Origin of the sequence: Methylobacterium radiodurans (assembly GCF_003173735.1) — a bacterium.
In the GTDB taxonomy this organism is placed as follows: Bacteria; Pseudomonadota; Alphaproteobacteria; order Rhizobiales; family Beijerinckiaceae; genus Methylobacterium; species Methylobacterium radiodurans.
In genome coordinates, this window is sequence record NZ_CP029551.1 from 2,935,360 (window position 1) to 2,962,013 (window position 26,654).

At 71.7% G+C, this 26,654-nt stretch carries 30 protein-coding genes, 1 tRNA gene, 1 pseudogene and 1 riboswitch; of the genes and pseudogenes, 18 read left to right on the forward strand and 14 right to left on the reverse strand.

Annotated features, from left to right (window positions below; translation table 11 throughout):
- Positions 1 to 300: 300 nt before the first annotated feature.
- Positions 301 to 612: a hypothetical protein gene (locus DK427_RS13660; RefSeq protein WP_109951743.1), complete on the forward strand. Its 312-nt coding sequence runs from the start codon at positions 301 to 303 to the stop codon at positions 610 to 612.
- 79 nt (positions 613 to 691) lie between these two features.
- On the opposite strand, the gene DK427_RS13665 is transcribed toward DK427_RS13660, so the two are convergent.
- Both DK427_RS13665 and DK427_RS13670 read right to left on the reverse strand, forming a co-directional pair.
- Complete coding sequence (locus DK427_RS13665) at positions 692 to 1,519, reverse strand: hypothetical protein (RefSeq protein WP_109951744.1); 828 nt, start codon at positions 1,517 to 1,519, stop codon at positions 692 to 694.
- Between the two features lie 49 nt (positions 1,520 to 1,568).
- A complete protein-coding gene (locus DK427_RS13670; protein ID WP_109951745.1) occupies positions 1,569 to 2,429 on the reverse strand; it encodes a hypothetical protein in 861 nt (286 codons plus the stop codon).
- Between the two features lie 313 nt (positions 2,430 to 2,742).
- On the opposite strand from DK427_RS13670, the gene DK427_RS13675 reads away from it, so the two are divergent.
- From DK427_RS13675 to DK427_RS26705, 7 genes are read left to right on the forward strand one after another with little or no spacing between them, the layout of a single operon-like run.
- Positions 2,743 to 2,997 carry a hypothetical protein gene (locus DK427_RS13675; protein WP_109951746.1) on the forward strand — a complete coding sequence of 85 codons (255 nt, stop codon included), beginning with the start codon at positions 2,743 to 2,745 and terminating at the stop codon, positions 2,995 to 2,997.
- On the forward strand, positions 2,994 to 3,311 hold the full coding sequence (locus DK427_RS13680) for a hypothetical protein (RefSeq protein ID WP_109951747.1): 318 nt from the start codon (positions 2,994 to 2,996) through the stop codon (positions 3,309 to 3,311). Before DK427_RS13675 ends, DK427_RS13680 begins: the two co-directional genes overlap by 4 nt.
- Before the next feature lie 10 nt (positions 3,312 to 3,321).
- Positions 3,322 to 3,516 carry a hypothetical protein gene (locus tag DK427_RS13685; RefSeq protein ID WP_109951748.1) on the forward strand — a complete coding sequence of 65 codons (195 nt, stop codon included), beginning with the start codon at positions 3,322 to 3,324 and terminating at the stop codon, positions 3,514 to 3,516.
- 10 nt (positions 3,517 to 3,526) lie between these two features.
- On the forward strand, positions 3,527 to 4,345 hold the full coding sequence (locus DK427_RS13690) for a hypothetical protein (protein ID WP_109951749.1): 819 nt from the start codon (positions 3,527 to 3,529) through the stop codon (positions 4,343 to 4,345).
- Complete coding sequence (locus DK427_RS13695; RefSeq protein WP_109951750.1) at positions 4,342 to 4,797, forward strand: hypothetical protein; 456 nt, start codon at positions 4,342 to 4,344, stop codon at positions 4,795 to 4,797. The genes DK427_RS13690 and DK427_RS13695 overlap by 4 nt, the downstream gene beginning before the upstream one ends.
- A gap of 8 nt (positions 4,798 to 4,805) precedes the next feature.
- On the forward strand, positions 4,806 to 5,090 hold the full coding sequence (locus DK427_RS13700) for a hypothetical protein (protein ID WP_109951751.1): 285 nt from the start codon (positions 4,806 to 4,808) through the stop codon (positions 5,088 to 5,090).
- Between the two features lie 19 nt (positions 5,091 to 5,109).
- Positions 5,110 to 6,009 carry a hypothetical protein gene (locus DK427_RS26705; protein ID WP_186383784.1) on the forward strand — a complete coding sequence of 300 codons (900 nt, stop codon included), beginning with the start codon at positions 5,110 to 5,112 and terminating at the stop codon, positions 6,007 to 6,009.
- 271 nt (positions 6,010 to 6,280) lie between these two features.
- Here DK427_RS26705 and DK427_RS13715 read toward each other — a convergent pair whose 3' ends face one another.
- Positions 6,281 to 6,847 (reverse strand): metallophosphoesterase family protein, encoded by a 567-nt coding sequence (locus tag DK427_RS13715; RefSeq protein WP_109954151.1) that lies wholly within the window; start codon positions 6,845 to 6,847, stop codon positions 6,281 to 6,283.
- Between the two features lie 287 nt (positions 6,848 to 7,134).
- A tRNA-Gly gene (locus tag DK427_RS13720) sits at positions 7,135 to 7,209 on the reverse strand.
- 130 nt (positions 7,210 to 7,339) lie between these two features.
- Here DK427_RS13720 and DK427_RS13725 point away from each other — a divergent pair.
- The 3 genes from DK427_RS13725 to DK427_RS26360 all read left to right on the forward strand — a co-directional run bounded on the left by DK427_RS13725 (position 7,340) and on the right by DK427_RS26360 (position 8,650).
- On the forward strand, positions 7,340 to 7,870 hold the full coding sequence (locus tag DK427_RS13725; protein ID WP_109954152.1) for a metallophosphoesterase family protein: 531 nt from the start codon (positions 7,340 to 7,342) through the stop codon (positions 7,868 to 7,870).
- A 177-nt stretch (positions 7,871 to 8,047) separates the two neighbouring features.
- A complete protein-coding gene (locus DK427_RS13730; RefSeq protein WP_109951752.1) occupies positions 8,048 to 8,356 on the forward strand; it encodes a hypothetical protein in 309 nt (102 codons plus the stop codon).
- A 132-nt stretch (positions 8,357 to 8,488) separates the two neighbouring features.
- Complete coding sequence (locus tag DK427_RS26360; RefSeq protein ID WP_162559623.1) at positions 8,489 to 8,650, forward strand: hypothetical protein; 162 nt, start codon at positions 8,489 to 8,491, stop codon at positions 8,648 to 8,650.
- A gap of 28 nt (positions 8,651 to 8,678) precedes the next feature.
- Here DK427_RS26360 and DK427_RS13735 read toward each other — a convergent pair whose 3' ends face one another.
- Positions 8,679 to 8,921, reverse strand: a complete 243-nt coding sequence (locus DK427_RS13735; protein WP_109951753.1) for a hypothetical protein — start codon at positions 8,919 to 8,921, stop codon at positions 8,679 to 8,681.
- Positions 8,922 to 9,104: 183 nt separating this feature from the next.
- Here DK427_RS13735 and flaF point away from each other — a divergent pair, with 183 nt between their 5' ends.
- Positions 9,105 to 9,467, forward strand: a complete 363-nt coding sequence (gene flaF, locus DK427_RS13740; protein ID WP_109951754.1) for a flagellar biosynthesis regulator FlaF — start codon at positions 9,105 to 9,107, stop codon at positions 9,465 to 9,467.
- Between the two features lie 9 nt (positions 9,468 to 9,476).
- Here flaF and DK427_RS13745 read toward each other — a convergent pair whose 3' ends face one another.
- The gene (locus DK427_RS13745) at positions 9,477 to 9,878 is read right to left on the reverse strand and encodes a flagellar biosynthesis repressor FlbT (protein ID WP_109951755.1); all 402 of its coding nucleotides are present in this window, start codon (positions 9,876 to 9,878) and stop codon (positions 9,477 to 9,479) included.
- Between the two features lie 197 nt (positions 9,879 to 10,075).
- Between DK427_RS13745 and DK427_RS13750 the strand changes: the two genes are divergently transcribed.
- Positions 10,076 to 12,301 (forward strand): DUF1522 domain-containing protein, encoded by a 2,226-nt coding sequence (locus DK427_RS13750; protein WP_109951756.1) that lies wholly within the window; start codon positions 10,076 to 10,078, stop codon positions 12,299 to 12,301.
- A gap of 127 nt (positions 12,302 to 12,428) precedes the next feature.
- On the opposite strand, the gene DK427_RS13755 is transcribed toward DK427_RS13750, so the two are convergent.
- A complete protein-coding gene (locus DK427_RS13755) occupies positions 12,429 to 12,803 on the reverse strand; it encodes a hypothetical protein (RefSeq protein ID WP_162559799.1) in 375 nt (124 codons plus the stop codon).
- A gap of 206 nt (positions 12,804 to 13,009) precedes the next feature.
- The gene (thiC, locus tag DK427_RS13760; protein ID WP_109951758.1) at positions 13,010 to 14,899 is read right to left on the reverse strand and encodes a phosphomethylpyrimidine synthase ThiC; all 1,890 of its coding nucleotides are present in this window, start codon (positions 14,897 to 14,899) and stop codon (positions 13,010 to 13,012) included.
- Between the two features lie 74 nt (positions 14,900 to 14,973).
- Positions 14,974 to 15,083, reverse strand: a riboswitch (TPP riboswitch).
- Positions 15,084 to 15,285: 202 nt separating this feature from the next.
- Between thiC and DK427_RS13765 the strand changes: the two genes are divergently transcribed.
- The 4 genes and pseudogenes from DK427_RS13765 to DK427_RS13780 all read left to right on the forward strand — a co-directional run bounded on the left by DK427_RS13765 (position 15,286) and on the right by DK427_RS13780 (position 18,778).
- The gene (locus tag DK427_RS13765; RefSeq protein WP_109951759.1) at positions 15,286 to 16,128 is read left to right on the forward strand and encodes an alpha/beta hydrolase; all 843 of its coding nucleotides are present in this window, start codon (positions 15,286 to 15,288) and stop codon (positions 16,126 to 16,128) included.
- A gap of 42 nt (positions 16,129 to 16,170) precedes the next feature.
- Positions 16,171 to 16,542: an HNH endonuclease family protein gene (locus tag DK427_RS13770; protein WP_109951760.1), complete on the forward strand. Its 372-nt coding sequence runs from the start codon at positions 16,171 to 16,173 to the stop codon at positions 16,540 to 16,542.
- Between the two features lie 248 nt (positions 16,543 to 16,790).
- Positions 16,791 to 17,812, forward strand: a pseudogene (locus DK427_RS13775) (acyltransferase family protein).
- A 150-nt stretch (positions 17,813 to 17,962) separates the two neighbouring features.
- The gene (locus tag DK427_RS13780; protein ID WP_162559800.1) at positions 17,963 to 18,778 is read left to right on the forward strand and encodes a hypothetical protein; all 816 of its coding nucleotides are present in this window, start codon (positions 17,963 to 17,965) and stop codon (positions 18,776 to 18,778) included.
- Between the two features lie 30 nt (positions 18,779 to 18,808).
- On the opposite strand, the gene DK427_RS13785 is transcribed toward DK427_RS13780, so the two are convergent.
- Entirely contained in the window at positions 18,809 to 19,096 is a 288-nt protein-coding gene (locus DK427_RS13785; protein WP_245930558.1) for a PilZ domain-containing protein, read from the reverse strand.
- Between the two features lie 4 nt (positions 19,097 to 19,100).
- The gene (locus DK427_RS13790) at positions 19,101 to 19,367 is read right to left on the reverse strand and encodes a flagellar protein (protein WP_109951762.1); all 267 of its coding nucleotides are present in this window, start codon (positions 19,365 to 19,367) and stop codon (positions 19,101 to 19,103) included.
- A 266-nt stretch (positions 19,368 to 19,633) separates the two neighbouring features.
- On the opposite strand from DK427_RS13790, the gene DK427_RS13795 reads away from it, so the two are divergent.
- On the forward strand, positions 19,634 to 21,832 hold the full coding sequence (locus tag DK427_RS13795) for a transglycosylase domain-containing protein (RefSeq protein ID WP_109951763.1): 2,199 nt from the start codon (positions 19,634 to 19,636) through the stop codon (positions 21,830 to 21,832).
- A gap of 113 nt (positions 21,833 to 21,945) precedes the next feature.
- On the opposite strand, the gene DK427_RS13800 is transcribed toward DK427_RS13795, so the two are convergent.
- The 4 genes from DK427_RS13800 to lnt form a co-directional block, all read right to left on the reverse strand.
- On the reverse strand, positions 21,946 to 22,833 hold the full coding sequence (locus tag DK427_RS13800; RefSeq protein WP_109951764.1) for an alpha/beta fold hydrolase: 888 nt from the start codon (positions 22,831 to 22,833) through the stop codon (positions 21,946 to 21,948).
- A 113-nt stretch (positions 22,834 to 22,946) separates the two neighbouring features.
- Positions 22,947 to 23,570: an adenylyl-sulfate kinase gene (gene cysC / locus DK427_RS13805; protein ID WP_245930559.1), complete on the reverse strand. Its 624-nt coding sequence runs from the start codon at positions 23,568 to 23,570 to the stop codon at positions 22,947 to 22,949.
- A gap of 129 nt (positions 23,571 to 23,699) precedes the next feature.
- Complete coding sequence (locus DK427_RS13810; RefSeq protein ID WP_109951766.1) at positions 23,700 to 24,878, reverse strand: MFS transporter; 1,179 nt, start codon at positions 24,876 to 24,878, stop codon at positions 23,700 to 23,702.
- Positions 24,875 to 26,569 (reverse strand): apolipoprotein N-acyltransferase, encoded by a 1,695-nt coding sequence (gene lnt / locus DK427_RS13815; RefSeq protein WP_109951767.1) that lies wholly within the window; start codon positions 26,567 to 26,569, stop codon positions 24,875 to 24,877. Before lnt ends, DK427_RS13810 begins: the two co-directional genes overlap by 4 nt.
- Positions 26,570 to 26,654: the final 85 nt, after the last annotated feature.

Here is a 26,654-nt window from a genome sequence, read left to right on the forward strand (position 1 = left end):
GGGCTCTCCCCCCGTTACTCCTAGAGACTGAAACGAATTTCCGAGCGGACGCCGTCCGGATGGCGGTCCCCAACAGGGGCCCCGCGGGTATCGCGTCCCCGGAGGCCTTCGGAGGCGGCAGGCGCATGTGGCCCGACGTCGGCCCGACGTGCGCTCGATTCGGGCGCACAGGGCAAGGCACAACAGGCCAGGACTTCGATCACCGTCGATTGTGGACATCTTCCCCAGATTCTTGACCCGGATTCGAGCCCAGGCCCATCTTCAGGGGGAGAGATCGCCCCGCCCTTGGAGACGCCCGCCATGACACACCACGCCCGCGACGTTGGCTTCGAGGCCGCCGGCACCGTCGGCGTGGGGCTCGCCCTCGGGCACCTCGCGATCCAGGACGGCGTGCGCGAGATCCGGCGCCAGCAGCGCGCCGAGAAGCACTCGGTCCTCACCCTCGCCGACCGCCTGGAGGAAGCCCGCGCCGACCAGGCCGCCGCCAATCGCCGGGCCGCCAGGGCCCAGGCGGAGCTCGCCTTCGCCCGGCAGGAGATCGCCGAGCTCCAGGCGCTCCTCGCCCGGCAGACCCGCCTCGTCGAAGGCCTTCGCGAGGTCTGCGGCGTCTGACCGGGCGCGGGTCACCCCAAAAGGAAAGGCCCGCCGGATCCTCTCCCGCAGGCCTCGTCGTTTCAGGGGCGACCCCGGCTTAGCCGAATGACGGCCGGGGCGAGGGGCGCGGGCCGCGGATCGGGATGACCTGACCGCCCTCGTCGGGTTCCTGCGGAGGGCGGGGGCCTCGCTTCATCATCTCCGCGACAGCGGCACGATCGCCCCGCAGGTTGGCCTTCGCCTTCGCGATCATGGCCTCCATGTCCATGTCGTTGGCGCCCGTCGCTTCCTTCGCCAGCCGAGCCATCGTCGAGAGCACGCGCGGCAGGCCGGGGATGAGGTCGCTCTGCGCGTCGGCGCCGATGTGCCGGTCGAGAAGATGGGCCGGGGCGTCGATGACGGCCTTCAGCTGGACCGGCGTCAGCTCCTCAAGCCACGCCTTGACGTTGGGCGTGAGATGGTCGGCGTGGATCGCATGGAGGGGACCTCCGCGGCTCAGGAGCGAGGAGGCGGCGCCCTGCACGCGGATCCCGACGAGGCTGGCGGCGACGAGGCCGTCGCGCGCCGCCTGGTGCTCGGGGTCGACGAGATGGGTGCGGCTGTCGTCCCGCGCCACGGCGCTGTCGGCCACGGTCTTCGCGGTCACCGGCGCCTGCGGCAGCATCGCGCCAAGGGTCTGGCCCACTGCGGACGCGGTCAGGTCGAGCGCTCGGAGCGGCCCGGTCAGCCCATGGCCGACAGCGCGCCCGGCGGCGGCGAGGCCGTCGCCAGTCCCGGAGGCGACGGCGCGGGCCGCGGCACCCGCGCGCTTCGTCGCCGCGCCGAGGCCGTGGTTGTCCAGCCCGAAGAGCGCCGCGAGCGCCGCCAGGACCATCTTCACCGTGGCCGCGATCAACTCGGCCATCCGCTTCGCCCAGTTCGTCATGTCCGTTCTCCCGTGTGTCCGATGCGATTGAAGAGGGGGTGCCAGAAAGTCAGAAGCCGAGGGCCGGCTGCTCCTCGGGCTCCGGCCGCCGGCGCCGCGCCGGGGCCTCGCCGAAGCACGCGATGCAGGCCTCGTCGGAGAGCTGCCGCCGATGCCCGTGCAGCAAGCCGAGCGCGTGAGCGGCCTGCCCCTGGTCGAGGCTCTCGCGCTCGCTGAGGACGTGCCCCGTCCACGTCGTCGCCTGCGACCAGCCCTCGCCGTTCTGGACGGCGGCCCAGTCTTCGTCGCGGGCGGAGAGGGCGCGGCAGGCTTCCAGGGCCGCCACCCGGACCGCCTCGTCTGCCGCGCGGGCGAACCACGCGGCAGGGGCCGGCCGCCCGAGGCGCTCCTCCGCGCGGAGGATGTTGCCCGCGGCGTTCGAGAGATAGCGCTCGGCGCTGCGCAGACCCCACGACGTCCAGGTCTCTGCGGCGGCGAGATCGCGGGCCTCGGCGAGGGACCGTCCCAGGGCCCAGGGCCGCTCCTGCAGGAGGGCGCGCAGGGCCGCGCGAATCGGGGGAGCGGCGATTTCGGTTTGGGCGACGTCGCGCTCGTGGCGCTCCTGCTCGGCAACCGCCTTCGCCTCGCGCTCGGCGGCCGCCTCGGCGACGACGCGGTCGACCTCGACGCGGAGGGCGGCGACGTCGACGGTGACGCCTAGGTCCCACCAGCAGGCGAGGAGGCGGGGCTCGCTGTGCCCGCGGTCGGTCCACGAGTAGCCGATGCCCACGAGCATGCCCCGGGCGCGCTTGTAGGCGTCCGAGTAGGCGGCGGGGGGCTCGTCGCAGAGCCAGAGGGGCAGGTCGTTGCCGTACCGGCGGTGGGCGCCGACGCAGCGCCACGCGGTGCCGAACGTGATCGGCGGGGCCATGGGTCCTCTCAGGAAACCGGGGGTGGCGGGCCGTCTTGGACCGATCAGCGAATACGCTGACAGGCGAATGGTCCCACCGTGCCAAGCATTCCGCAAGCATAAAATTCATGTAACGCGTTTCTCAAGGACTGTAACGCTTTTCTTAAGCTCGTTTCCCGGATCGAGACGGCGCCAAAGACCGGCGACCCCCTGATGCTGTAGTGCTGAGAACTGAAAAAAGTTTTGGTCTGTGCTTGACGGAAACCGGCGACGCGCTGACATTTGCTGCGAAGCGGATGCGCGACGGCGCGTATCGCGAGCGGCGGAGGGCATCGTGGCGGGCGGGGTAAGCGAAGAGGCGCCGGCGCGGCCGGCGGAGAGCGGAGGGCCGGTCGACGCCCTCGCGGCGCTGGAGGAGGCAATCCGCGCCGCCGGAAGCGCGAGCGCCTGGGCGGCCGCGGCGGGGGTCTCGCCAGCGTACGTGTCGGACGTCCGCCTCGGCCGCCGCGCGCCCGGTGAGGCGGTCCTGCGGGCGCTCCGCCTGCAGCGCATCGTCAGCTACGTGCCGGCCCCGGAGGCCGGCCGATGATCCCGCAGTGGGTCATGCGCGAGGTCTACGGCGGCCCGGTCGAGGACGAGCCGACCTTCGCCGACCGCGGCGTCACGCGCGAGCACACGGCCCGGAAGCGGCTCTCCTGCGAGGAGTGCCCGAGCGGCCGGGGCATCCAGCCGGGCGAGCGGTACCGCGTCCACGTCGGCCTCGACGATTGCGGCACCTTCTTCTGCTCGCGCTCCTGCCGCGTCATGCCGGACGCCTGCCGCGCCGCCCTGCCGCCCGAGCCGGTCCGGGCCGCCCCGCGCGGGCCGGCCCTGCCGTTCGACCCCGACAACATCCCCTTCTGAGGAGCCTGCCATGGGCCGCGTGAAAGACGACTTCTTCGACAGCCTCACGCCCGACGAAGAGCGCGAGCTCTACGACCGAGACGCCCAGCGACCCGGTCCCGACGAGCCCGACCCGCAGCTCGACGCCGAGCCCGAGCTCCCCTTCCCGCCGCTGCCGTCCTTGGCTTCGGAGGGCTTCTCCATCCTCGACGACTGCCCCTTCTGAGGAGATCCCAGTGACGCAGGAAGACCACGACGCCATCGAGCGCGAGCGCGCCGCCTTGCTGGAGACCTTCGAGCTGGCCCTCGCGTTCGGCGGCTACGGCCCCGACCGCTACCAGGCGTGGAACGCCTACGTGAACAGGGACGTGCTGCGCCTCTTCAAGGGCCACGACTGGCTCGGTCCCGAGGAGGCCGTCACCGCGTACGGCTCCCGCGTCGCGCGCCGCTCCTACGCGCTCGCCGGTCCGCACGTGGCCTGGCGCAACACTGGCAACCACCTCCACTACGCGCTGCGTCTCGGGCTCGTAGAGGAAGTGACCGATCCCGCCCGCGGCCGCGGCTGGCGGCTCGTCCACCAGGACCTGCACTGGGTCGTCGAGGGCGAGGGCGCCCGGCGGCACGCGCGCCAGATCCGCGGCCTCCCGCCCGAGCAGCAGGCGGCCGAGGACCGGAGGCAGGCCCGGCTCGCGAAGCTCGCGGCAACGCTCGATCGGAAGGCGAGGGAGCAGGCCGACGAGAAGATCGCGGAGGCGGTCGCCTATCTCCTGAAATACACCCCGGACTTCGTCGTGCCGGAGCACTGGGCTCGCTCCGGGCCGGTGCCGGCCTGGGCCGTTGGCCTCCCCCTCGCCGAGGCGGCCGCCATCGTGCGGGAGGCCCACCATGCGGCCGAGATGCCGAGGTGCCGGTTGCGGTCCTGGGTACCCGCCCTGTGGAACGCGGCCGACAACGCCTTCGCCATCTACCACGACGCCAACCGCCGGGCTGTCGCGCGACCGGCTCACGCCGCGATCCCCGCCGACGACGCCGAAGCCCTGGAGATGCTGCTGTGACCACGCCCATCAGACCCACGCAGATCCGCTGCAAGGACGGCAAGATCTTCTCCGTCCAGCGCCTAGGCGGCGGGATCACGGTCCACGCCGACTTCCGCGATCCGGCGGTCGTCGCGTCCGGCCTCGGCCGGTACATGACGTTCCACGAGCCCGGGGATGGATCCGCCGAGCACACGGGCATGCCCGTAGAGATCGTGCGGGCGTACGCGAAGGCGCACGGAGGCGTCGCCGAGGCCGGCGCCGAGGCGCTCGCCCTGCTGAAGAAGCTGCCCTCCGAGGCCGCCGCCCCCGCTCCCGAGCAGCCTGCCCCGGCGGTTGAGGAGGCCGCCCCCGGCCGCCCTTTTCTCCTCGGGGAGCCGTGGTGGCCAGGGGGCCCGCGCCCGAGGCTGTGCCCGGGCCATCGGGTCAACATGAGCTGGAGCCAGCTCCGCGCATCGAGCTCGACGCCCTGACCCCCGCGGTGATCGAGGCGCAAAAGGCTCTCGCGGAGTTCGACGCGGGCTTCCTCTTCCAGGGCCGCGAGCCGGCGCACCGCGGCGAGGTCCTCGACACGTGGTACCGCCGGGCCGCGAAGGGCGCCGGGATCGGGTCGCGATTGGTGATCGCGACGCACGACAGATTCGCGCGGCACCCCCTGCGCGAGGAGGCCCTAGACCTGCGGGCGCGCCTGCTGGCCGTGGCCGAGGAGGCCTACCGCGAGCTGCCCCGTGCGCAGAAGCGCGCGAACTGGATCCGGGGCGCCTGATCGAGATGGAGGAGTAGCCATGGCCCGTCCCCCGCTGCCCGCCCACGACCTCGACGCCCACCGCGCGTGGGTCGCCGAGACCGTGGCGGCCCCGTTCCGCCGGCCGCGCGAGCTCGCGCGCCTGGTGCACTCGAAAGCCGAGAAGCCCCCCGCGCCTGAGCGCCCGCGCGACCTCTTCGACATGATGGAGGCGCCCCAGTCGTCGGTCCCGGCACCCGAGCCGGAGCCCGCGGCCCGGGACGACGGGAGCCCGTGGTACGTGAAGCAGGGGCTCCCGATCGACGAGGTCCTCAGGCACCATTTCGGCGCAGCGATCTCGCCGCCGAGCCCGCTCGCGCTGAAGCGCGCCCGGCTCAAGCGCGAGCGGGCAGAGGCCGCGATCGCCGCGCGGGCCGCCGCGCAGGCTGCCGCGGTCGAGGACGAGAAGGAAGACGAGGAGGAGAAGGCGGAGACCCCGGCCCCCGAGCCGACGCCGGAGCCCGAGGCGCCGCCCGCAGCGGGCGAGGCAGGCCCTGCACCGGCTGCGGCACCCGCCCTCGCGCTGACCTTCGACATGGGCTTCTGGACGAAGGCCCACGCCGAGGACCGCATCGAGTTCGAGCCGGCCCTCGGCAAGCCGCACCGGGTGGCGTGCCCGCCCTTCCATCTGCACGACGAGGAGCGCGCCGAGCCGATCGACGAGTTTCTCGGGCAGGTCGTCGGCGTCGAGCACGGCCGAGCGCTTCTGTTCCGGCGCCGGGATCCCGACGTCATGGACGGGTGCGAGGTCGGGCAGCGCTACATTCTGATGCGGTTTTGGCGCGACGACACGGGCGAGGTCTGGTCGATGCCCGTACGGGGCGACGACGCCGACGCCGTGCGGGTAGCGATCTGGCGGACGGTGAACCTCTACCGCCGGAACCGGGGCGGCTCGGGCTAGCCGCCCTCGTCCAGGCGCTCGCACAGAACCGACGAGTACGTCGCACCGTCCGGGCAATCCCCAAGCCTGGCCGGCCTGTACCGGGGGCGCATGCAGCAGCTGAAATAAGCCACCGTAACCGGCGGTCGGGGGTCCCCCGGCCGCCGATGCGCGTTCGCCTCCGCCGCGCGGCGCTCCGCCTCGTTGCGGGAGATCGCGAGGTTCATCCGCCCGCACGTCCGGCAGGTCACTGCTCCCGCGGGGGGCTCGCTGTAGGTGTAGGATCCGCGCATCACGCCGCGAGCCTCCGGAGAGTGCGCTCGTCGGCGGTGGCGATCTCCTCCTCTAGGGGGCCGGCATGCGTCGCGAGGTGCTCCCGGATCTCGCGCAGGGTGACCGGCCGGTACGCCCACCGGTCAACCCCGATGTCGCAGGAATGCCGCGTATCTTGGATGGCGCCGTGAGTGTGGCCGTAGAGGTGGAGGGTGCCGGCGTGCATGCCGGGCCACGACCGGGTCGGGTAGTGGCTCAGGAAGAGCTGCGTCCGCTCCAGGGTGACGCGCAGGATGTCCCGGGGCGGGCTCGCCCACGGCAGGGCCAGGGTCTTCGCGCCGTCATGGTTGCCGACGACGAGGTGCTTGCGCCCCCGTAGCTCGCCGAAGACGCGGCGGAGCTCCCGGGCCGACAGCCCGATGCTGAAGTCGCCGAGCACGTAGACGTCGTCGACGTCGGTGATCCGATTGTTCCACCGGTCGACGAGCGCCCTGTCGTGCTCGGCGATCGAGCGGAAGGGACGGGCGCAGTAGGACAGGCACGCCTCATGGCCGAGGTGCAGGTCGGCGGTGATGTAGACGGGCATGGTGCCCTCCCTCGAAACGGAACGCATGGCCGTCCGGATTTCCGGACGAGACGGCTGGCTCAGGCCGGCAGGCGTTTCGAGGGGGCGTGCGTCATGGGGCGATCCTCGGGGATCCGTGGCCGCCCGGCAAGGGGCGAACCACGGCACGGTTAGCCCTTCCCTGGCCTTTGGAGAGGGGGCGTGATTCGAGGGGGCGTTGTATCCCCGTTGTATCCCGCCGTTTCAGGGGCAGCGCGAAGCGCGTGAAGAACGCCTCGCAAGGGCCTGTCAGCTATAGGAAAAGGGATTGGAGCGGGCGATCGGGATCGAACCGACGACATTCAGCTTGGGAAGCTGACGTTCTACCACTGAACTACGCCCGCGTCGCCGCTCTGGTTAATGCCCGCGCCGCATCCTGTCCAGCCGAATCCGGCGGCCCGGCAGCACGCTGTCCGCATCGGCGGCGGAGCCGGACCGGCCGCCGCGCGTCATATGTGGGATCCGGACCATGCCATGACCGTCTTCTTCACCAGCGACACACATTTCGGGGATCCGCGGGTGCTGCGGCTCGATCGCCGGCCGTTCCCGGACCTGCCGGCGCACGACGATGCCCTGGTCGCCGCCTGGAACGCCCGCGTCGGGCCCGAGGATGAGGTCTGGCATCTGGGCGACTTCGCGCTCGGCCCGAGCGAAGCGCGCATCTGCGAGATCCTGGCCGACCTGCGGGGGATCAAGCGGCTGATCAGCGGCAACAACGATGGCCCCGAGACGCTGGCGGCGCCGGGCTGGGCCTGGGTCGGGGCCTATGCCGAGATCACGGTCGAGGCACGCCGCCTCGTCCTGTGCCACTACGCGTTCAGGACCTGGAACGGCATCGGGCGCGGCGCGCTCAACCTGCACGGCCACTCGCACGGGCAGCTCAAGCCGATCCCCAGGCAGTACGACGTGGGTGTGGATGCCCAAGGCTTCGTCCCGGTCACCCTCGCCGAACTCCTGGTCTCGCGCCGCCGCGGTGCGAAACACCCCGCGGAACCATCGGCTTAGCTCTGCCGTTTCACAGCCAGACGACAGGAGATGCGGGCGTCCCGGTCCAGGGAGACCGCCCTCAGCCTCCACAAACCCCGTGTCCGGAGACGGACCGCATCGGACCACGTCAAACATACGCGCGGGCGCACGCCGCCGTCCGGCCCGTCGCCTGTAAGCCCGTTCCACGGTGTTCCCATGAAACGATCCTCAAACGCCATCGCCGCACTCGGGCTCGCCCTGTCGGCGCAGACAGCACTCGCGGCACCGGCCTGCATCGAGGCCCGGCGCAAGGTCGATGAGGCCGTCGCCCTCCGCTATCAGGCCCGTCAGGAAGCGCGCCTCGGCGACCGCGAGCGAGTCTGTGACACGCTCGACGAGGTCGGCGACCGCTACAACGATGCCCGCGACGCCTTCGACGAGTGCGGGGCCGGCGTGGTCGCGATCGACCTGCGCAGCGAGCTGCGTGCCCTTCGCGTCGCCAAGCGGATCAACCGCTGCGACTAGCGGCGGCGAGGCCGACCCGTACGCATCATCCCCGAACCCGATCGAGCCCGTGCGCCGCCGCACAGAAGCCGCGCGAGCTTGACCGCACTGTTAACTCATGCGCGGCGCCAGCCCGCAGACAGGAATTCCGCCATGAACCACAGCCTCAGCCAGCAGATCGACCAGGATCTCGGCCAGGACCTCGGTACCCGGGCTGCCGCCCCGACCGGCCCCTCCTTCGCCGCCGCCCTCTGCGGCTTCCTCAGCACCACCGTCGCCACGACGGCGCTGATGTTCCTGCTCAGCAGCGTCTGACCGTCGGACACGCTCGACCCCGCCGCGCTCAGGGCGCGATCCACCAGAAGCGGCGCGGCGAGAGCAGCATGTCGACGCCGCCGACCTTCTGGGCCGTCGGCGGGGGCGGGCAGGCGGGTTCGGGCCGCGGCGCGGGCACAGGGGCCGCGGCCAGCAGCACCGCGGGCCGAAGCCCGAGGCGGGTCTGGATCTCCGGATGGCGCACCGCCACGATGGTGCCGACGCAGGCGAAGAGCGCGCCGGCCACTGCCCCGAGCAGAAAATTCGTCATCGCAAGACAGCATCCCGGAGGCCGAGAGCCTCCCCGCACCGGCGCGGGTCTGGCACCGCATGCGGGCGCGATTGCGGCGACCGGCGCTTACAGACCCTTAAGCATACTCGTGGGATCAATCCCGGGCGATGCCCCTCAGGCGGCATCCGCCGTCCGGGAACGGGTTGCAGGGATCGTGTCCGCATGAGCTACGCCGCCAACGCCTATGCCAGAACCGCGCAGGTCGCGCTCAACCCGCGGGAGGCGGAGGCCGCCGTGCTGATGAAGGCCGCCCGCCAGCTCCAGGCGGTGCGCGACGACTGGGACAACCAGGCGGACGGGCTCAACGCGGTGCTCACCTTCAACCAGAAGGTCTGGACGATCCTGGCGACCGCCGCGACGGACGCCGACAGCCCGCTGCCGCCCGACCTGCAGCAGAACGTGGCCAACCTCGCGGCCTTCGTGTTCCGCCGGATCCTCGACACTATGGTCGATCCCTCGCGCGAGAAGCTCGACGCGCTGATCGCCATCAACCAGAACCTCTCGTCCGGCCTGCAGGGGCGCTGAAGCCCCGCCTCAGCCGGAGGCCGGCTCGGCGGCGCGCTCCAGCCCGGCGCGCTCGTAGGCCACGAGGTCGCGGGCGCGCTTGATCGCGGCGTGGTGCCGGCCCGCCTCAAGCTCCTCTTGGATCGCCGCCAGGTAGGGGGCGGTGCCGGGCGCCTGCCGGACGAGTTCGGCGGCCTGCGCGTAGAACAGGGCCAGCGGCCCGGTCGGCTCCTCCGTGAGGTAGATCACCGTCAGCGTCAGGTGCAGGCGCTTGCAGGGCGTGTCCGCCTCGCTCTCGGTGATGATCTCGCTCTCGCGCAGGAACTTGCAGCTCGTCTCGATCAGGAAGGCCGCGCGGCGCTCACCGTTGCGGATCGCCGCCCCGTTGATGATCAGCCGCTCGAACGGCTTCAGTTCGATGCGCAGGGGCATGGCGTGCTCTCCGGATAACCTGACGCCACCCTAGTCACACTTCGTTAACCGTGACTCAACGCGGGCTCCGGAAAAACCGCGCTTGGCGTCTCAGGCGAGGAACCTCGCGGATCAGATTAAGGCCTCGGCAAGGGCCCGCGTGATCTCTGGGGCGACTGCCAGAAAGGCAGGTCTTCAGATCAGCACGGATCGCCCCGATGTCCAACATCACTCTCTCGTCTGCCACGCGGCAGAACCTGCTCGTGGCCCAGGATACGGCCGCCCTTCTGTCGACCACGCAGAACCGCCTCGCGACCGGCAAGAAGGTCAACTCCGCCCTCGACAGCCCGAGCTCGTTCTTCACGGCCCAGGGCCTCGACAACCGCGCGGGCGACCTCTCGAACATCCTCGACTCGATCTCGAACGGCGTGCAGGTGATCCAGGCCGCCAACACCGGCATCACCTCGCTGCAGAAGCTCGTCGACAACGCCAAGTCGGTCGCCAACCAGGCGCTGCAGGCGACGATCGGCTACTCGACCAAGTCGAACGTCTCGACCACGATCACCGGCGCAACGGCTTCGGATTTGCGCGGGACGACGTCGTATCTGAGTGCTCAGGCGACCAGCAACGTGCTGTACGACGGTACGGCTGCCAACGGCGCGGCGGTGTCCGGCACGACGAAGCTCGGTGCGGCCGGAACGATGACGGGCGGCACGATCACCGGCGCAACGGGCGCCACCGTGCTGAATACGGGCGGTGCTGCCGCCGGCTTCGGCGACGGAGACACCCTGACCGTAAACGGCAAGACCATCACGTTCTCGAAGACCGCCGCCCCAACCACCAGCACGGTCCCGACCGGCTACGGCTTCATCGCCAGTTCGAACGTCGCGACCGACGGCAACGGTAATTCGACCGTCTATCTCGGCGCCAACGGCAACGTCGCCACAATCAGCGACCTGCTGAGTGCGGTCGATCTCGCGAGCGGGGTCTCGTCCGCCTCGATCTCGGCCGGCGCCGCTACGGTCGCCACGGCCACCGGCGAGACGGCCTCCAACGTTGCCTCAGCCAAGATCGTCCTCAACTCTGCCACCGGTGCCGACCTCCAGATCAGCGGCAAGGCCGACCAGCTCAAGGCCCTCGGCCTCACGTCCTCGACGGGCTCCGGCACGGCCACGGTCTCGGTCACGCGCACGACGGCGGCCGGCTCCCTGGGCACCCTGCTTCAGGATGGCTCGACGCTGAACGTCAACGGCAAGACCATCAGCTTCAAGAACGCCGCCGTTCCCGCGGCCGCGAACGTCGCGAGCGGGTCCGGCAAGAACGGCAACATCGTAACCGACGGCAACGGCAACTCGACTGTCTACCTCCAGGGCGGTACGGTCGCCGACGTCCTCACCGCGATCGACCTTGCGACCGGCACCCAGACCACGACCAACGCGAGCGGATCGGCCACGCTGAAGACGGCGACCGGCGCGACCAACTCGTCGGTCGCGACCAACGGGTCCTTGAAAATCAGCACGGGCACGCTCGCGGACCTCAACATCACGGGGTCCGGTAACGCCCTGTCCGCGCTGGGCCTGAGCGGCAATGCAGGCACCGATACGAGCTTCACCGCAGCCCGCACATCGACCCCCGGCGGTCTCTCGGGCAAGACGCTGACCTTCGGGTCGCTGAACAGCGGCACCGCGGTCAACGTCACCTTCGGCGACGGTACCAACGGCACGGTCAAGACGCTCGATGACCTCAACACGAAGCTCGCCCTGAACAACATGCAGGCTTCGCTGGACGCCAGCGGCAAGCTGACGATCTCGACGACGAACGACTACGCCTCGTCGACGATTGGCAGCGCGGCCGACGGCGGCACCATCGGTGGCACGGCGGCGACGTTGTTCTCGACCGCGCAGGCCCCGGTTGCGGACGTGAACTCGCAGAACACCCGCAAGTCGCTGCTCTCGCAGTTCAACCAGATCTTGGACAACATCAAGTCCACGGCTCAGGACGCCTCGTTCAACGGCGTCAACCTGCTGAACGGCGACACGCTGAAGCTGACGCTGAACGAGAAGGGCTCATCGACGATGAACCTGATCGGCGTCACCTTCGATCCGGCGGGTCTCGGCCTGACTCGGCTCGGACAGAACGGCCTGAACGAGTTCGAGGACATCTCCTCGACCAACAAGGTGATCACGTCGCTGACGCAGGCCTCCTCGGCCCTCCGCTCCCAGGCCTCGACCTTCGGCTCGAACCTGTCGGTGGTGCAGAACCGGCAGGACTTCAACAAGCAGATCATCAACGTCCTGCAGACCGGCTCGTCGAAGCTCACCGACGCGGACCTCAACGAGGAGGCGGCCAACTCGCAGGCCCTCTCGACCCGCCAGTCGCTGACCGTCTCGGCGCTCTCGCTCGCCAACCAGGCCCAGCAGAGCGTGCTGCAGCTCCTGCGCTAAGACCGGGACGGGCGCCGCCTCGCGGCGGCGCCCGGACCCTCCGGCCAAAGACAAGAGGCCGAACGAAGAGAGGGCCGGGGCGAATCGCCCCGGCCTTCTTCGTTTGCGGACCGGAAGACCGGCGCCCTCAGGCGGTCCGGTCGATCTGGGCCGTCTGCGCGCCGGGGCGCGCCGTCTGGGCCGCCTCGCGCTCGGCGTAGGCGCGGGCCTTCAGCACCGTCACGCTCGGCAGCTGGACGACGATGTCGCCCGAGGCCGGATCGACCACCTGATAGACCATCTGCCGCGCCTCGGCGTCGCGCACGTACTGCGCGCGGTAATCCGCCTCCGTCGGCGCGGGGGAGGGGGCGTCCGCATCCGCGCTCAGGTCGATCCTCACTGCCGGCTCCAGCGGGGTGCGCTCGGGCTCGGCCGCGACCAGTCGTGTCGGCGCGGCGCTCGCGATCGACGCGACGACGGGCGCCGGCCGTTCCGCCGGTTGCACGCTGCCGATCTCGCTCATGGCCATGGGCCTCCGATAGATCACTGAGGTCCCATCTGGCGCCCGGATGATGACCGCGGCTTTAACAGCCGGGGGACTTTCAGAAGAACCGTTAACGCGCCCTTACCGGTTCACCAGAAATTGTACGGGCTCGAACAGGCACGAAAAAGGGCGGCGGCGACCGTCCGGTCCCCGCCGCCCCGCACCGTCGCGGATGTCTGCCGCGCCTACTCGGCGGCGTCGACGTAGAGCTTGCCGCCCTCGGCCAGGAACTCCTCAGACTTCGCCTTCATGCCGGCCTCGCGCTGGGCCTCGGACATGACGGGTGCGGTGTGGATCACCGCGCCCGCCTCCTCCATCGCCAGCACCTCGGCGCGCAGGTCCTGCGTGATCTTCATCGAGCAGAATTTCGGCCCGCACATCGAGCAGAAATGCGCGACCTTGTGGGCGTCCTTCGGCAGGGTCTCGTCGTGGTAGCTGCGCGCCGTGTCGGGATCGAGCGAGAGGTTGAACTGGTCCTCCCAGCGGAAGTCGAACCGGGCCCGCGAGAGCGCGTCGTCGCGCAGCTGCGCGGCCGGGTGGCCCTTGGCCAGATCCGCGGCGTGGGCGGCGATCTTGTAGGTGATGACGCCGGTCTTCACGTCGTCGCGGTTCGGCAGGCCGAGATGCTCCTTCGGCGTGACGTAGCAGAGCATCGCGGTGCCGAACCAGCCGATCATCGCGGCGCCGATGCCGGAGGTTATGTGGTCGTAGCCCGGCGCGATATCGGTGGTCAGCGGGCCGAGCGTGTAGAACGGCGCCTCGCCGCACTCGCGCAGCTGCTTCTCCATGTTCACCTTGATCTTGTGCATCGGCACGTGGCCGGGGCCCTCGATCATCACCTGGCAGCCCTTGTCCCAGGCGATCTTGGTGAGCTCGCCGAGCGTCTCCAGCTCGGCGAACTGCGCGGCGTCGTTGGCGTCGGCGATCGAGCCGGGGCGGAGCCCATCGCCCAGCGAGAACGAGACGTCGTAGGCCCGCATGATGTCGCAGATCTCGTCGAAGCGCTCGTAGAGGAACGATTCGCGGTGGCCCGCGAGGCACCAGCGCGCCATGATCGAGCCGCCGCGCGAGACGATGCCGGTGACGCGTCGCGCGGTGAGCGGCACGTGGGCGAGGCGCACGCCCGCGTGGATCGTGAAGTAGTCGACGCCCTGCTCGGCCTGCTCGATCAGCGTGTCCTTGAAGACCTCCCAGTCGAGCTTGAGCGGGTCGCCGCCGACCTTCTCGAGCGCCTGGTAGATCGGCACGGTGCCGATCGGCACGGGGGAGTTGCGCACGATCCACGAGCGGATGTTGTGGATGTTGCGGCCCGTCGACAGGTCCATCACCGTGTCGGCGCCCCAGCGGATCGACCAGACCAGCTTCTCGACCTCTTCCGCCGCCGAGGAGGTGACGGCCGAGTTCCCGATATTGGCGTTGATCTTGACCAGGAAGTTCCGGCCGATCGCCATCGGCTCCAGCTCGGTGTGGTTGATGTTGGCCGGAATGATCGCCCGGCCGCGGGCGATCTCGTCGCGCACGAATTCGGGGGTGATGAAGGCCGGCACCGCCGCGCCGAAGCTCTCGCCGTCGGCCAGCGCGGCCTCGGCCCGCTCCAGCATCTGCTCGCGGCAGAGGTTTTCACGATGGGCGACGTAGATCATCTCCTCGGTGACGATCCCGGCGCGGGCGAACTCGTACTGCGTCACCATCTGGCCGGGCGCGGCCTTGCGCAGCGTGCGCTCGGCCGGGCAGGGGGCGACCAGCTTGTCGGCGGAGGTGAAGCCGTTGTCCTCGGGCTTGACGGCGCGGGCCTCGGCGGTGGCGTAGCCGCGCGCCGCGATCCAGGGCTCGCGCACCTGCGGCAGGCCGGCGGCGAGGTCGATCCGCGCGTCCGTCTCGGTGTAGGGCCCGGAGGGATCGTAGACGCGGACCGGCGCCTCCTTCGGGTCGGTCAGCGCGATCTCGCGGAACGGCACCCGGATGTCGTCGCGGCCCGCGACCGGCGCGTAGACCTTGCGCGAGCCGTGGACCGGGCCGGTGGTGACGCTCTCGGGCGAGCCCTTCACGTCTTTGGGCAGGACGGGTGCGTTCATGGTGGATCTCTCCCTGGTTCCTTGGAGCGATCCGAATCACGGAAGAGGGGCAGATGAGAGTCCGGCCCCAAGTGCAGGCCGCAGGTTCCCGTCCCTCCGCCGGTATGAGCCGGATCAGGTTCAAGGGTCAGGGCCGCCGGGCCCAATCTCAGCCCCCCTCACGGGGGCTCCCCTCGGAACGGGCGGGAGCCTCCGTGGTTTACCGGGCCTTGTCAATGCTGCGGCAGTCGCCTGGCCTGACAGGCCGCAACCGCTCACCGGAGAGGAGGCGAACCGCGACGCGCCCGCGCGCCCTTACCGGCTCCGCACTTCGCCGGGACGACCGCGTCTCGCCCGCGGGAGCAGCGGGGCTATAACGGTGCGCCTCTCCCGGCCCGAGCGTCCCGATGCGCATCCTCATCATCCTGTCCGCCGCCGCGGTCGTGCTCTGCGCAGGGTTGGTCGGCATTCTGGCCCTGGCGCAGCGGCGGCTGATCTACCCCGGCGCCTATCAGGACGTTGCCTCCGTGGGCGAGCGGGCCGCGCCCGCGGGAACCGAAGCGATCACCGTCGGGACGGCGGACGGGGAGCGCCTCCATGCCCTGTGGCGGGCGCCGCGCCCGGGCTGCGGCGTGGTGGTGAGCTTCCACGGCAACGCCTCGATGCCGGAATTCCACGCCGAGCGCTTCGCCGCCGATCCCTGGCGTGCGGCCGGTTGGGGCGTGCTGGCCCCGGCCTATCGCGGCTATCCGGGCTCGACCGGCGCGCCCTCCGAGGAGGGGCTGATCGCGGACGGGCTCGCCGCCGTCGCGGAGGCCCGCGCGCGGGCGCCCGGCGCGCCCGTCCTGCTCCACGGCCACTCGCTCGGGGCGGCCGTCGCGGTAGCGGTGGCGGCGCGCCTGCCTCCGGCCGGAGCGCCGGCCGGCCTCTACCTGGAGGCGCCGTTCGACTCCCTGGTCTCGGCGGCGCGCGTGCATTTTCCCGCCGCGCCGGGCTGGCTCCTGCGCGACACCTACCGGTCGGATGCGCGCATCGCGGGACTCCGCGGCCCGATCCTGATCGTGCACGGCACGGACGACCCGGTCGTGCCGGAGCGCCTCGGCCGCCGGCTGGCGGAGGCCGGCAAGGCTCGCTTCGAAGCACTGCCGGGCGACCATGTCAGCATCCTGGGCGCGCGGGACAAGGAGGCCGTAGCCCTGTTCGGGGGCGCCCGCGCGTGTCCCGATGCCGCGGCGGCCGAGGTGCGCTGAACGGCACCCGGTGCACCATATGCCGGGACGGGAGGAGCGGATTTGGGCAGGCGGGAGCGCAGGTGGCGCGACGACGACCCGGCAACGCACGGGCCGCTCGCGGCCGCGCCGGTAATGTGCCCGCTCTGCGACCGGCAGATCCCACCGGGCGCCCGTTCCAGCCTGCATCATCTCACGCCGAAGCTGAAGGGCGGCACGCACCGGGGCACGGTGCGGCTGCACCAGATCTGCCACTCGGCGATCCACGCCCGCTACAGCGAGGCCGAGATCGCCCGCCGGCTCGCCGACGTCGAGGCCCTGCGGGCGGATCCGGAGATCGCCCGCTTCCTCGCCTGGGTCCGCACCAAGCCCGACGACTTCCACGCCGCCACGAGGACGACCCGCGAGCGCCGCGGCGCGCACCGGGACCGTTAGGCGCCTTAACCAAGTCTTCACCGAACGCTGCGCTCGGGCCGCGAATCCTGGCACGATGCTGACGACGGCTGGTTGCATGTCGGGAGGACGGGGAGGCGCGGATGGAGTCGCGGGCCGGAACGGTGGCGGAGGAGGGCCTGCACCCCGCATCGCTCGGCGGAGCGAGCCTGCGGCTCGAATCTCTCAATGATACGAGCCCGCGGCTCGAACCTCTCAATGACACGAGCCCGCGGCTCGCCTGGGTCGACGTGGCCAAGGGGCTCTGCATCCTGCTCGTCGTCACGATGCACGCGACGCTCAGCACCGGCGCGGCGCTGGGCGGCGAGGGCTTCCTGCACCCGCTTGTGGCCTTCGCCCAGCCCTTCCGGATCCCGGCCTTTTTCCTGCTCTCCGGCCTGTTCCTCGGCCGGGTGATCGGGCGCGGCTGGCGCCCCTTCGCCGACAAGCGGGTGGTGCACTTCGCCTACTTCTACGGTCTCTGGCTGCTGATCCAGTCGGCCGCGAAGTACGGCGAGATCGCGGGCGAGGGCGGGCCGACGGCGATGCTGCGCCACCTCGCCCTGGCAATGGTCGAGCCCTACGCCACCCTGTGGTTCATCTACCTGCTGGCGGTGTTCTCGGTGGTGACGAAGCTGCTGCGGCGGCTTCCCGGCCCGGTCCTGCTCGGGGCCGCGGCGCTGCTGCAGGTGCTGCCGCCCCAGACGCCCTCCTACCTCGTGGAGGAGTTCTGCGCGCGCTACGTCTTCTTCGTGGCGGGCTACCTCTTCGCGGGCCGCGTCTTCACCTTCGCGGAGGCTGTCCGGGCGAGGCCCGGGCCGGCGAGCGGCGCCCTCGCGCTCTGGGCGCTGGCCGAGGGCTGGCTCGCCCTCACGCCGGTCTCGGGACCGGGCACCCCGGCGCTCGCGAGCCTGCCGGGCCTCGGCCTGCTGCTCGGGGTGCCGGGGCGCTCGCCCTGGTGGCGTCCGCGGTGCTGCTGACCCGGGCGGGCGGTCCCGTCGCGGGGGCCCTCCGGTACTGCGGCAGCCGCTCCCTCGCGATCTACCTCGCCTTCTTCCTGCCGATGGCCGCCACCCGCACGCTCATCGCCGAGACCGGGCTGATCATGGATATCGGGCTCGCCTCCCTGGTCGTCACGGCGAGCGCGGCCCTCGTCCCGCTTCTCCTCGAACGGCTGGTCCGCGGGACCCGGCTCGACATCCTGTTCCGGCGTCCCGCCTCGCTCAGCCTGCAAGCGCCCCCTCGCGACGCGTCCCGGCTCAGGGCGGCTTGAGCCGTCCCACCGGGACGGGATTCCCGGCCACAGGCGGGAAAATAATCAACTTCACGTTCAAAAACAAACTTGAAGGAAACTATTGCCGGCGTAGATCAGGCTGCGAGGTTGCGGCGCGCCCGCGCCGCACGTCGCCGCGCGAGGTGCATCTTGAGGATCGCGGAGCTGACCGGCTGGGCCATCCCCGCCGCTATGAACCAGAACTGGGACCACACCTACGTCACGAGCAGCCTCGGCGATGCCTGGGGCTGCTACGGGCGCAGCGCGGGCGGGATGCGGCTGGTCTGGCATCCGGGCGACCGCGACGTCGCCGACTGCCTCGCGCGGCCGGACCAGATGGCGGGCATCCGCTACGGCGTCACGGGCGTGTGTCACCAGATGGCGAACCGGATCCTGTATCCGGCCAACCGCATCCTGGTCAGCACGGCACGCGGATATCCCTGGTCGCGCAAGCTCTGGCGCGATTACGGGCTCGGGCCCTGGCCCGAGCGGACGGGTTGCTATAGCTCTGAACCAACATCGTCGACAGCAGGCGGATCGAGCCCTCCGGGTGGCCGCCGGGCTGCCAGCAGCAGAGGATCTGCCGTGGCTCAGGACGATCATCTCGACCCCCATCTCGACTGGCGGCGCACGGCCGCCGAGCACGGGATACCGCTGACGGGCCCCGTGATCGACCGGCTCGCAGCCGCCGACCGGGAACTCAAAGACCGGCAGACCCGGCTGATCTTCAGGCTCGATAACCATCTGATCGAGCCGGACACCTATCTCGCCGAGCTGAACGCGGCCGTCCGGGATTATCTCCGCACGGCCAGGAGCGTCCTCGGCGGCAGCGCCTACACGTCGATCTTCGGTTCCGACGCGACGGATCCCGGAGGCCTGATCGACCAGGATGTCTTCCTGGCCTCGGAGGCGGCCCGCTCCCCGGCTACGCGGCCCGGCGGCGGCGCGGGCGGCGCGATGCCCTGATCCGCTCCCGCGCTCGGCCCGCCCATCAGTTCAGGGCACGACGAACCGGGCACCGATCTCCTCGGCGCCGCGCCACACCGCCCGGCAGACCCGCGGCTCGGGGAAGCGCGTCGCGGCCAGCAGGAAGACCTCCGGTACGCAGGTGGCGTCGAGCGAGACCAGCCGCACGCCGTGCTCGGAGAGGTCGTAGATCAGGCAGGGCAGGGAGGTGTGCTCGTCCACGGCGATCAATCCGCTCTCGTCGATGCGCGCGCGGGGTGAGGCGCGGCGCTCGGCGGGCTCCGCCAGGGGGCGCAGCGCGGGGCTCGGGGCGGCCACGGCGTCAGGCCCGCACGTCGAGCAGGCGCCGCGTCGCGCCGTCCGCGGCGCGGGCGACAGCGGCGTTCGCGGCGAACTCCGCGCGCGACGCGACGAGGTCGCGCGCCGTCTGCGAGAGGTCGATCTGCGCGGCGGCGGGCAGATGCGTCCCGATCGGCTGTCCGGTTCCCGAGGGGCCGGCCCGCATGCGGGCCACCTGCACGGCGGCTTCCGTGAAGCGGGCCTGGGCGGCGACCATGCCGCCGGTCGCGCTCTGGAGGGCATCGATCATCGTAGCACCCTGTCCCGGGCCCGGCAGGGGCCCGCAGAACACCTATCGACGCCCCGATCCTTCAACCCCCACTTGTAAAACTCGCTCGCATTCGACGCATCCGGAACGCTGTCCCGTGCGCCCTCGATTCCGATCGCCCATCGGGCCGGCTCGCCGTGCGCCCCGATGGTAAAGACCTCTTAAACCCGCCGCATTTACGGTGCCGTAGCAGGGTCACGGGCCGGCGCCGGACGCGAGCCGGCACAGCCGCAGGACCAGACACGGGCATGGCGAACGGACGCGGACGGGACCGGAGCGAGCCGAACTTCGACGTGCCGGAAGGCCGCGTCGCGGCGCCCGGCACCCTCGACCTGCGCCTGTCCCGCCAGGATCGGGCGGGAGGCGGCGTGGCGGCATCGGGACGGGACGGCGGCGCCAAGCGCAAGTCCGGCGGCAGCGGCGCGCCCAAGCGCGGCCCGGCCCACAGTCCGGTGCGCAAACCGAAGAAGCGGCGCGGCTCGCTCCTCGGGCGGCTCGTCTACGGCTGCGTCGTCCTCGGGCTCTGGGCCGTCATCGGGGTGGCTGGCCTCGTCGCCTACCACGCCTCGCAACTGCCCCCGATCGATCAGCTCGCCGTGCCGAAGCGGCCGCCGAACATCGCCATCCTGGCGAGCGACGGCTCGCTCCTGGCCAATCGCGGCGAGACCGGCGGGCGCGTCGTCTCGATCAAGGAATTGCCGCCCTACCTGCCGCGCGCCTTCGTGGCGATCGAGGACCGGCGCTTCTACTCCCATTTCGGCGTCGATCCGGTCGGCATCGCCCGCGCGGTGGCGCAGAACCTGACCCGGCGCGGCGTGGCGCAGGGCGGCTCGACGCTGACCCAGCAGCTCGCCAAGAACCTGTTCCTGACGCCGGAGCGCTCGGCCTCGCGCAAGATCCAGGAGGCGATCCTGGCGCTGTGGCTGGAGCACAAATACTCCAAGGACGAGATCCTCGAACTCTACCTGAACCGGGTCTATTTCGGTGCCGGCGCCTACGGCGTCGAGGCGGCGGCGCAGCGCTATTTCGGCAAGCCCGCCAAGGGCGTGAGCCTGGCGGAAGCCGCGATGCTCGGCGGCCTCGTCCAGGCGCCGTCCCGGCTCGCCCCGAACCGCAACCTGCCCGCGGCACAGGCGCGCGCCGCCCAGGTGCTCGCCGCGATGCAGGAGCTCGGCTTCGTGCCGGCCCAGGACGTGAAGGTGGCGCTGGCGCAACCCGCCAAGCCCGCGGGCAGCCGGGGCGGCGGCTCGGCCAACTACGTCGCCGACCTCGTGATGGACGTGCTCGACGATTTCGTCGGCAAGTTCGAGAGCGACATCGTGGTCCAGACCACCGTCGATACCAGCCTCCAGGCCACCGCCGAGCGGGCGCTGGTGGACGAGCTGAACAAGCAGGGCACCCGCTACAACGTCCACCAGGGCGCGCTGGTCTCGATGAAGCCGGACGGCGCGATCCGGGCGCTGATCGGCGGGCGCGACTACGCCCAGAGCCAGTTCAACCGGGCCACGACGGCGCGGCGCCAGCCCGGCTCCTCGTTCAAGCCCTTCGTCTACCTCGCGGCGGTCGAGCGCGGCGCCACGCCCGACAGCGTGCGCGAGGACGCCCCGATCAAGATCGGCAACTGGCAGCCGGAGAACTACTCGCACCGCTACGAGGGGGCGGTCACGCTCCGCAGCGCGCTCGCCCAGTCCCTCAACACGGTCGCGGTGCGCCTCGGCCAGGAGGTCGGCCCGAAGGCCGTGGTGCAGACGGCCCAGCGGCTCGGCATCTCCTCGCCCCTCCAGGCCAACGGCTCGATCGCGCTCGGCACCTCCGAGGTGACGCCGCTGGAGATGGTCGGCGCCTACGGCGCCTTCGCCAACGGCGGCACCGGCGTGATCCCCTACGTGATCGCCACGGTGAAGGCTGCTGACGGCAAGGTGCTGTACCGGCGGGGCGAGGGCGGGCTCGGCCGGGTCATCGACCCGAACGCCGTCGGCATGATGAACGCGATGATGCACGAGACCTTCGTGTCGGGCACGGCGCGCAAAGGCGACATCGCGGGCTGGGATCTGGCCGGCAAGACCGGCACCAGCCAGGACTTTCGCGACGCGTGGTTCATCGGCTACTCGGGCAGCCTCGTCACGGGCGTGTGGCTCGGCAACGACGACGGCGAGCCGACGAAGAAGGCCTCGGGCGGCAACCTGCCGGTCGAGATCTGGAAAACCTACATGAGCGTGGCGCTGAAAGGCCAGACGCCCGTGCCACTGCCCGGCATGAACCGCTGGCGCCGGGCGCCGGAGGCGGCGACCACGGCCTCCGTGGCGACGGCGGGCGGCCCGGAGGAGATCCTCGGCCAGATCTTCGGCACCAACCCGCAGCCGGCCCAGCCACAACCCCGCCGCCGTCAGGCCCAGCCCCAGGACGACCGCAACTTCTTCGAGAAGCTGTTCGGCGTCGGAGAGTAAGGCGGCATCCAGTAGAGCGGTTCGAGATTGCGCATCCCCTCGCCGGGGGCGAGCCGAGCGGTAGCGAAGGTGAGGGGACTTCTCCGGCACCTCGCGGTGAGCCGGAAAGGGTGTCACCCCAGAAAGTCCTCCAGCGCGGCCAGCACGAGGTCCGGGCGCTCCTCCTGCAGGGTGTGGCCGCAATCGAGGGCGTGGCCGCGCACGTTGGCAGCCTTCTCCCGCCAGGTCGCCAGAACGTCGTAGGTCCGGCCCACCGTGCCCTTCGCGCCCCAGAGCGCCAGCAGCGGCACCACGACGCGCTTCTCGGCATCGGCCGCGTCGTGCTCCAGATCGATCGTTGCGGCCGCGCGGTAATCCTCGCAGATGGCGTGGCGGGTCGCCGGGTCGCGGTAGACCCGGAGATACTCGGCGAAGAGTTCCGGGCTCGGGCTGCCCGGCGTCTTCGACTGGCCGTCCACATGAGTGCGCAGGAAGAATTCCGGGTCCGCGCCGATCAGGCGCTCCGGCAGGGGCGCCGGCTGGATCAGGAAGAACCACCAGAAATAGGCGGTGGCGAAGGCCTTGTCGGTGCGCGCGTACATGGTCGCGGTGGGCGCGATGTCGAACAGGGCGAGCCGGGTCACCGCGTCGGGATGGTCGAGCGCCATGCGGTGCGCGACGCGCCCGCCGCGGTCGTGCCCGACCGCCGCAAAGCGCCGGTGACCGAGCGCGCGCATCACCGCGACCGCGTCCGCCGCCATCGCGCGCTTGGCGTAGTTCGCGTGGCCGGGGCCGCCCTCGGGCTTGTCGGAATCGCCGTAGCCGCGCAGGTCCATCGCCACCACGCTGAAGCGCCGGGCGAGTTGAGGCGCCACCGCGTGCCACGTGCTGTGCGTCTGCGGGTGACCGTGCAGCAGAAGGAGGGGCGGGCCCGAGCCCCCGGTCGCGGTGCGGATCCGGACGCCGCCCGCATCGATGTCCTGCAGCGTGAAGCCTGCCAGGAACGGGTCCGCCGCCGTCATGATTCACCCTTCGTCGCGGGAGCCGAGCGGGGCGTAGCGGAGGGCTGCGCTCTCGGAAAGGGCGCGGGGCGACGATCCTGTTGGGATGTGGGCCGCGCGGAGCGGAGCCGGCCTCAGGCCGCGCTGAGGCGGAGCAGCGGCGGGATCAGCGTCCCGGCCGAGTCCTCGACCGTGAGATCCTGCGTGCGAATCACGAGGTCCGGCGCCTCCGGCGCCTCGTAGGGGGCCGAGATGCCGGTGAAGTCTGCGATCTTGCCGGCGCGCGCCCGGTCGTAGAGCCCCTTGGGGTCGCGCGCCTCGCAGACCGCGAGCGGCGTGTCGATGAAGACCTCGAGGAACGGCACGTCGCCCGCGATGCGGCGGGCCATGGCGCGCTCCTCGCGGAACGGCGAGATCAGCGAAACCACGACCACCAGCCCGGCCTCGGCCATCAGGCGGGCGGTCTCGGCGGCGCGGCGGATGTTCTCGGCCCGGTCGGCGGCGCTGAAGCCGAGGTCGCGGTTCAAACCGTGGCGCAGGTTGTCCCCGTCGAGCACCATCGTGTGCCGCCCGGCCTCGGTCAGCGCCCGGTCGGCGGCGTTGGCGATGCTCGACTTGCCGGCGCCCGAGAGACCCGTGAACCACGCGATGGCCGGCCTCTGGCCGAGTGTCCGCCAGCGGGCCTCGCGGGGCTGGAGGGTGTGCCAGGTCAGGTTATCGGAGCAGGTGGAGCGCTCGGCGAACAGGGACTTGGACAAGGACTCGATCTCTGTGACGGTCTCTCCGGCGTCGAGGTGGACGCGGAAGCTTCGGAACGGCGCCGTGGGGAACGAACCGCCTCTCATGCGACCCGGGCGGGTAACGGGACCGGGGTTTTTCCGGGCCCCTCAGGCCGCCCCGACCTGCCGGGCACGTCCGGCTCCGAGCGCGCAGGCCGCGGCGCCTGCGGCCAGAGCGCAGAACAGCAGCGAGGAGGCACCCCAGCCGCCGAACACCTCGTGGGCCAGGCCGAAGCCGAGAGGTCCAAGCGAGGCGATGGTGTAGCCGACGCCCTGCGCCATGGCCGAGAGCGCGGCGGCTCCCCGCGTGTCGCGCGCGCGCAGGACGATGATGGTGAGCCCGAGCCCGAAGCAGCCGCCGAGCCCGAAGCCGAGCGCGAGCGTCGCGGGCACAAGCAGCGCGACGGGCCCGTGCGCCACCGCGAGGTAGCAGGCGGCGGTGAGCCCGACGATGGCGAGCGCCGCCCCGCGCTGGTCGCGGAGCTTGGCGGCCACGGTCGGGACCAGCAGGGCCGCCGGCGCTTGGCCGACGCTCATCAACGCCGCCACGAAGCCGGCATCGACGGTGCTCAGGCCCCGGTCGTGCAGCACCAGCGGCACCCAGCCGAACAGGATGTAGGCGAGCGAGGATTGCAGGCCCATGAAGCCCGTGACCTGCCAAGCCAGCGGCTCGCGCCAGATCGCCCGGCGGGGCGCCGGTGCGGGCGCGGCGGGGCTGGCCGGGCGGGCGAGGGGAGCCCAGGCGAGCGCGGCGAGAACGGCCGGCGCCGCCCAGGCGGCGAGCGCCAGCGACCAGTCCCCGCCGAACAGGCCCTGGAGCGGCACGGTGAGGCCGGCGCCCGCGGCCGCCCCGAGGCAGAGCGTCATGGTATAGAGGCCGGTCATCAGCCCGGCGCGGCCCGGGAACTCGCGCTTGACGAGCCCCGGGATCAGCACGCCCGCGAGCCCGATGCCGAGCGAGGCGATGCAGGCCCCGGCGAAGAGCGGCACAAGGCCACCCAGCGCCCGCAGCGCCAGCCCCACCGCGACGATCGCGGCGGCGAGCAGGATGCCGCGGTCTGGACCCAGGCGCCGCCCGACCGCGGGCGCGAGCGCGCAGGCGAGGCCGAGGAACAGCACCGGCAGGGTGGTGAGCACGGAGGCGCCCGCGGCGCCGAGGCCCGTCTCGGCCCGGATCGCGGCGAGCAGCGGCCCGACGGTGGTCAGCGCCGGGCGCAGGTTGAACGCGACCAGCATCAGGCCGCACCCGAGCAGCAGCGGGTGCGGCGCCCTCACGGCAACGCTCATGCGCGCATCCCAGCCCGCGGTCGCGCGCGCGCGCTGGCGCGCAGATTGGCACGTAGCGCCCCCAGCAGGCAGGCGGCCAGCATCAGCCCGAAGGGCAGGTCGCCGAGGCGGCCGTAGAGGGTGCCGCCGACGAGGCGCGCCGGCAGGTCGGCGTCGAGGATCCGCTCCCGGTCGAGCGGCAGGCTCGCGGTGACGCGCCCGTGCGGGTCGATCACGGCCGAGATGCCCGTATTCGCGTCGCGCACCAGCGGCAGGCCCTCCTCGACGGCGCGCAGGCGCGCCTGGGCGAGGTGCTGGCGCGGGCCCGGCGTGTCGCCGAACCACGCGTCGTTGGTGACGTTCAGGATCAGGCCCGCCGGCGCAGCGCCCGCGGGCAGGATTGCGCCCGGAAAGATCGCCTCGTAGCAGATCGTGGCGGCGACCGGCGGCAGGCCCGGTACGGTGAGGATGCGCTGAGCCGCCCGCTCGCCGGCCGTGAAGCCGCCGGGGATCGCCACGAACTGGCGCAGGCCCACCGCCCGCAGGAGCCAGTCGAGGGGAGCCGGAAGGTACTCGCCGAAGGGCACGAGGTGGACCTTGTCGTAGCTGTCCGTGATCCGCCCGCCCGGCTCGATCGCCAGGATGGCATTGTAGTAGCGCAGGCGCTCGCCCGGCAGCGGCTCGTCGGCCCGCGCCGCGCCGGTGAGCAGGATCTGTCCCGGCTCGATCCCGGCGCCGACCTTGGCGAGCGCGTCCGGATCGCGCTGGATCAGGAACGGAAAGGCCGATTCCGGCCAGACGATGTGGGTCGGGCGGGGCTCGCCGGGCTCAGGGGCGCGGCGGGTCAGCTCGACGTAGCGCTCGACGATGTCGTCGCGGTTCTCCGGCCGGAACTTGGCGTCCTGCGGCAGGTTCGGCTGCACGAGGCGCAGGCGCACGCCCGCCACCACCGGATCGGGCGCCGGGCCGACCCGCCACGCGCCGTAGAGCGCGAGCGCCGCCAGCACGATCGCGGCGGCGAGCGTCGGCCCGAAGCGGCTGCGCGGGTTCGAGCCGGTGGCGAGCGTGGCCGGCGCGGCGCAGACCAGCACGGCGAGCACGGTCAGCCCGTAGAGCCCGACGACGCTCGCCGCCTGCATCAGCCGCAGATCCTGGCCCAGCGCCATGCCCAGCGTGTTCCACGGAAAGCCGGTCAGGATATGCCCGCGGAGCCACTCGGCGGCGCCGATCCCGAAGGCGAGCGCCGCGATCCGGCCGGGGCCGCGGACCCAGAGCGCGCCCGCCGCCGCGAAGCCCGCGCCGTAGAACAGCCCGAGCCCGAAGGGCAGGCCGACGACGCCGAGCGGCATCGCCCAGGCGAACTCGTCGGCCTCGACCAGGAAGGCGGCACCGAGCCACCACAGGCCGGCGGTGAGGTAGCCGAAGCCCCAGGCCCAGCCGACGAGGCCGCAGGGCAGGAGGCGCCGGAGCGCCGGGCGGTCCGCGGCGGCGGCGTCCGTGAGCCAGACGGCGACGCTGAGCGAGAGGGCGAGCGCGGGCAGGATGCCGAAAGGCGGCATGGCGAGCGCGCCGAGCGCGCCCGCGAGCCAGGCGAGGCCGAGCCGGCGCCAGCCGGTGAGGCGCAGGATCGGGCGCAGGGCGCCTGCGCTCCCGCGCGGCCCGTCGGAGGGATGCGCGGCGGTGCGGCTGTGAAGGGAGAGCGTCGGTGCCATCGGTCCGGGACCCGTATGCGGATCCCTTGGCCGGGAAAAGGCGCCGAAAGCGTGACGGCGCAAGCGATCGACGCGATCTCAACCC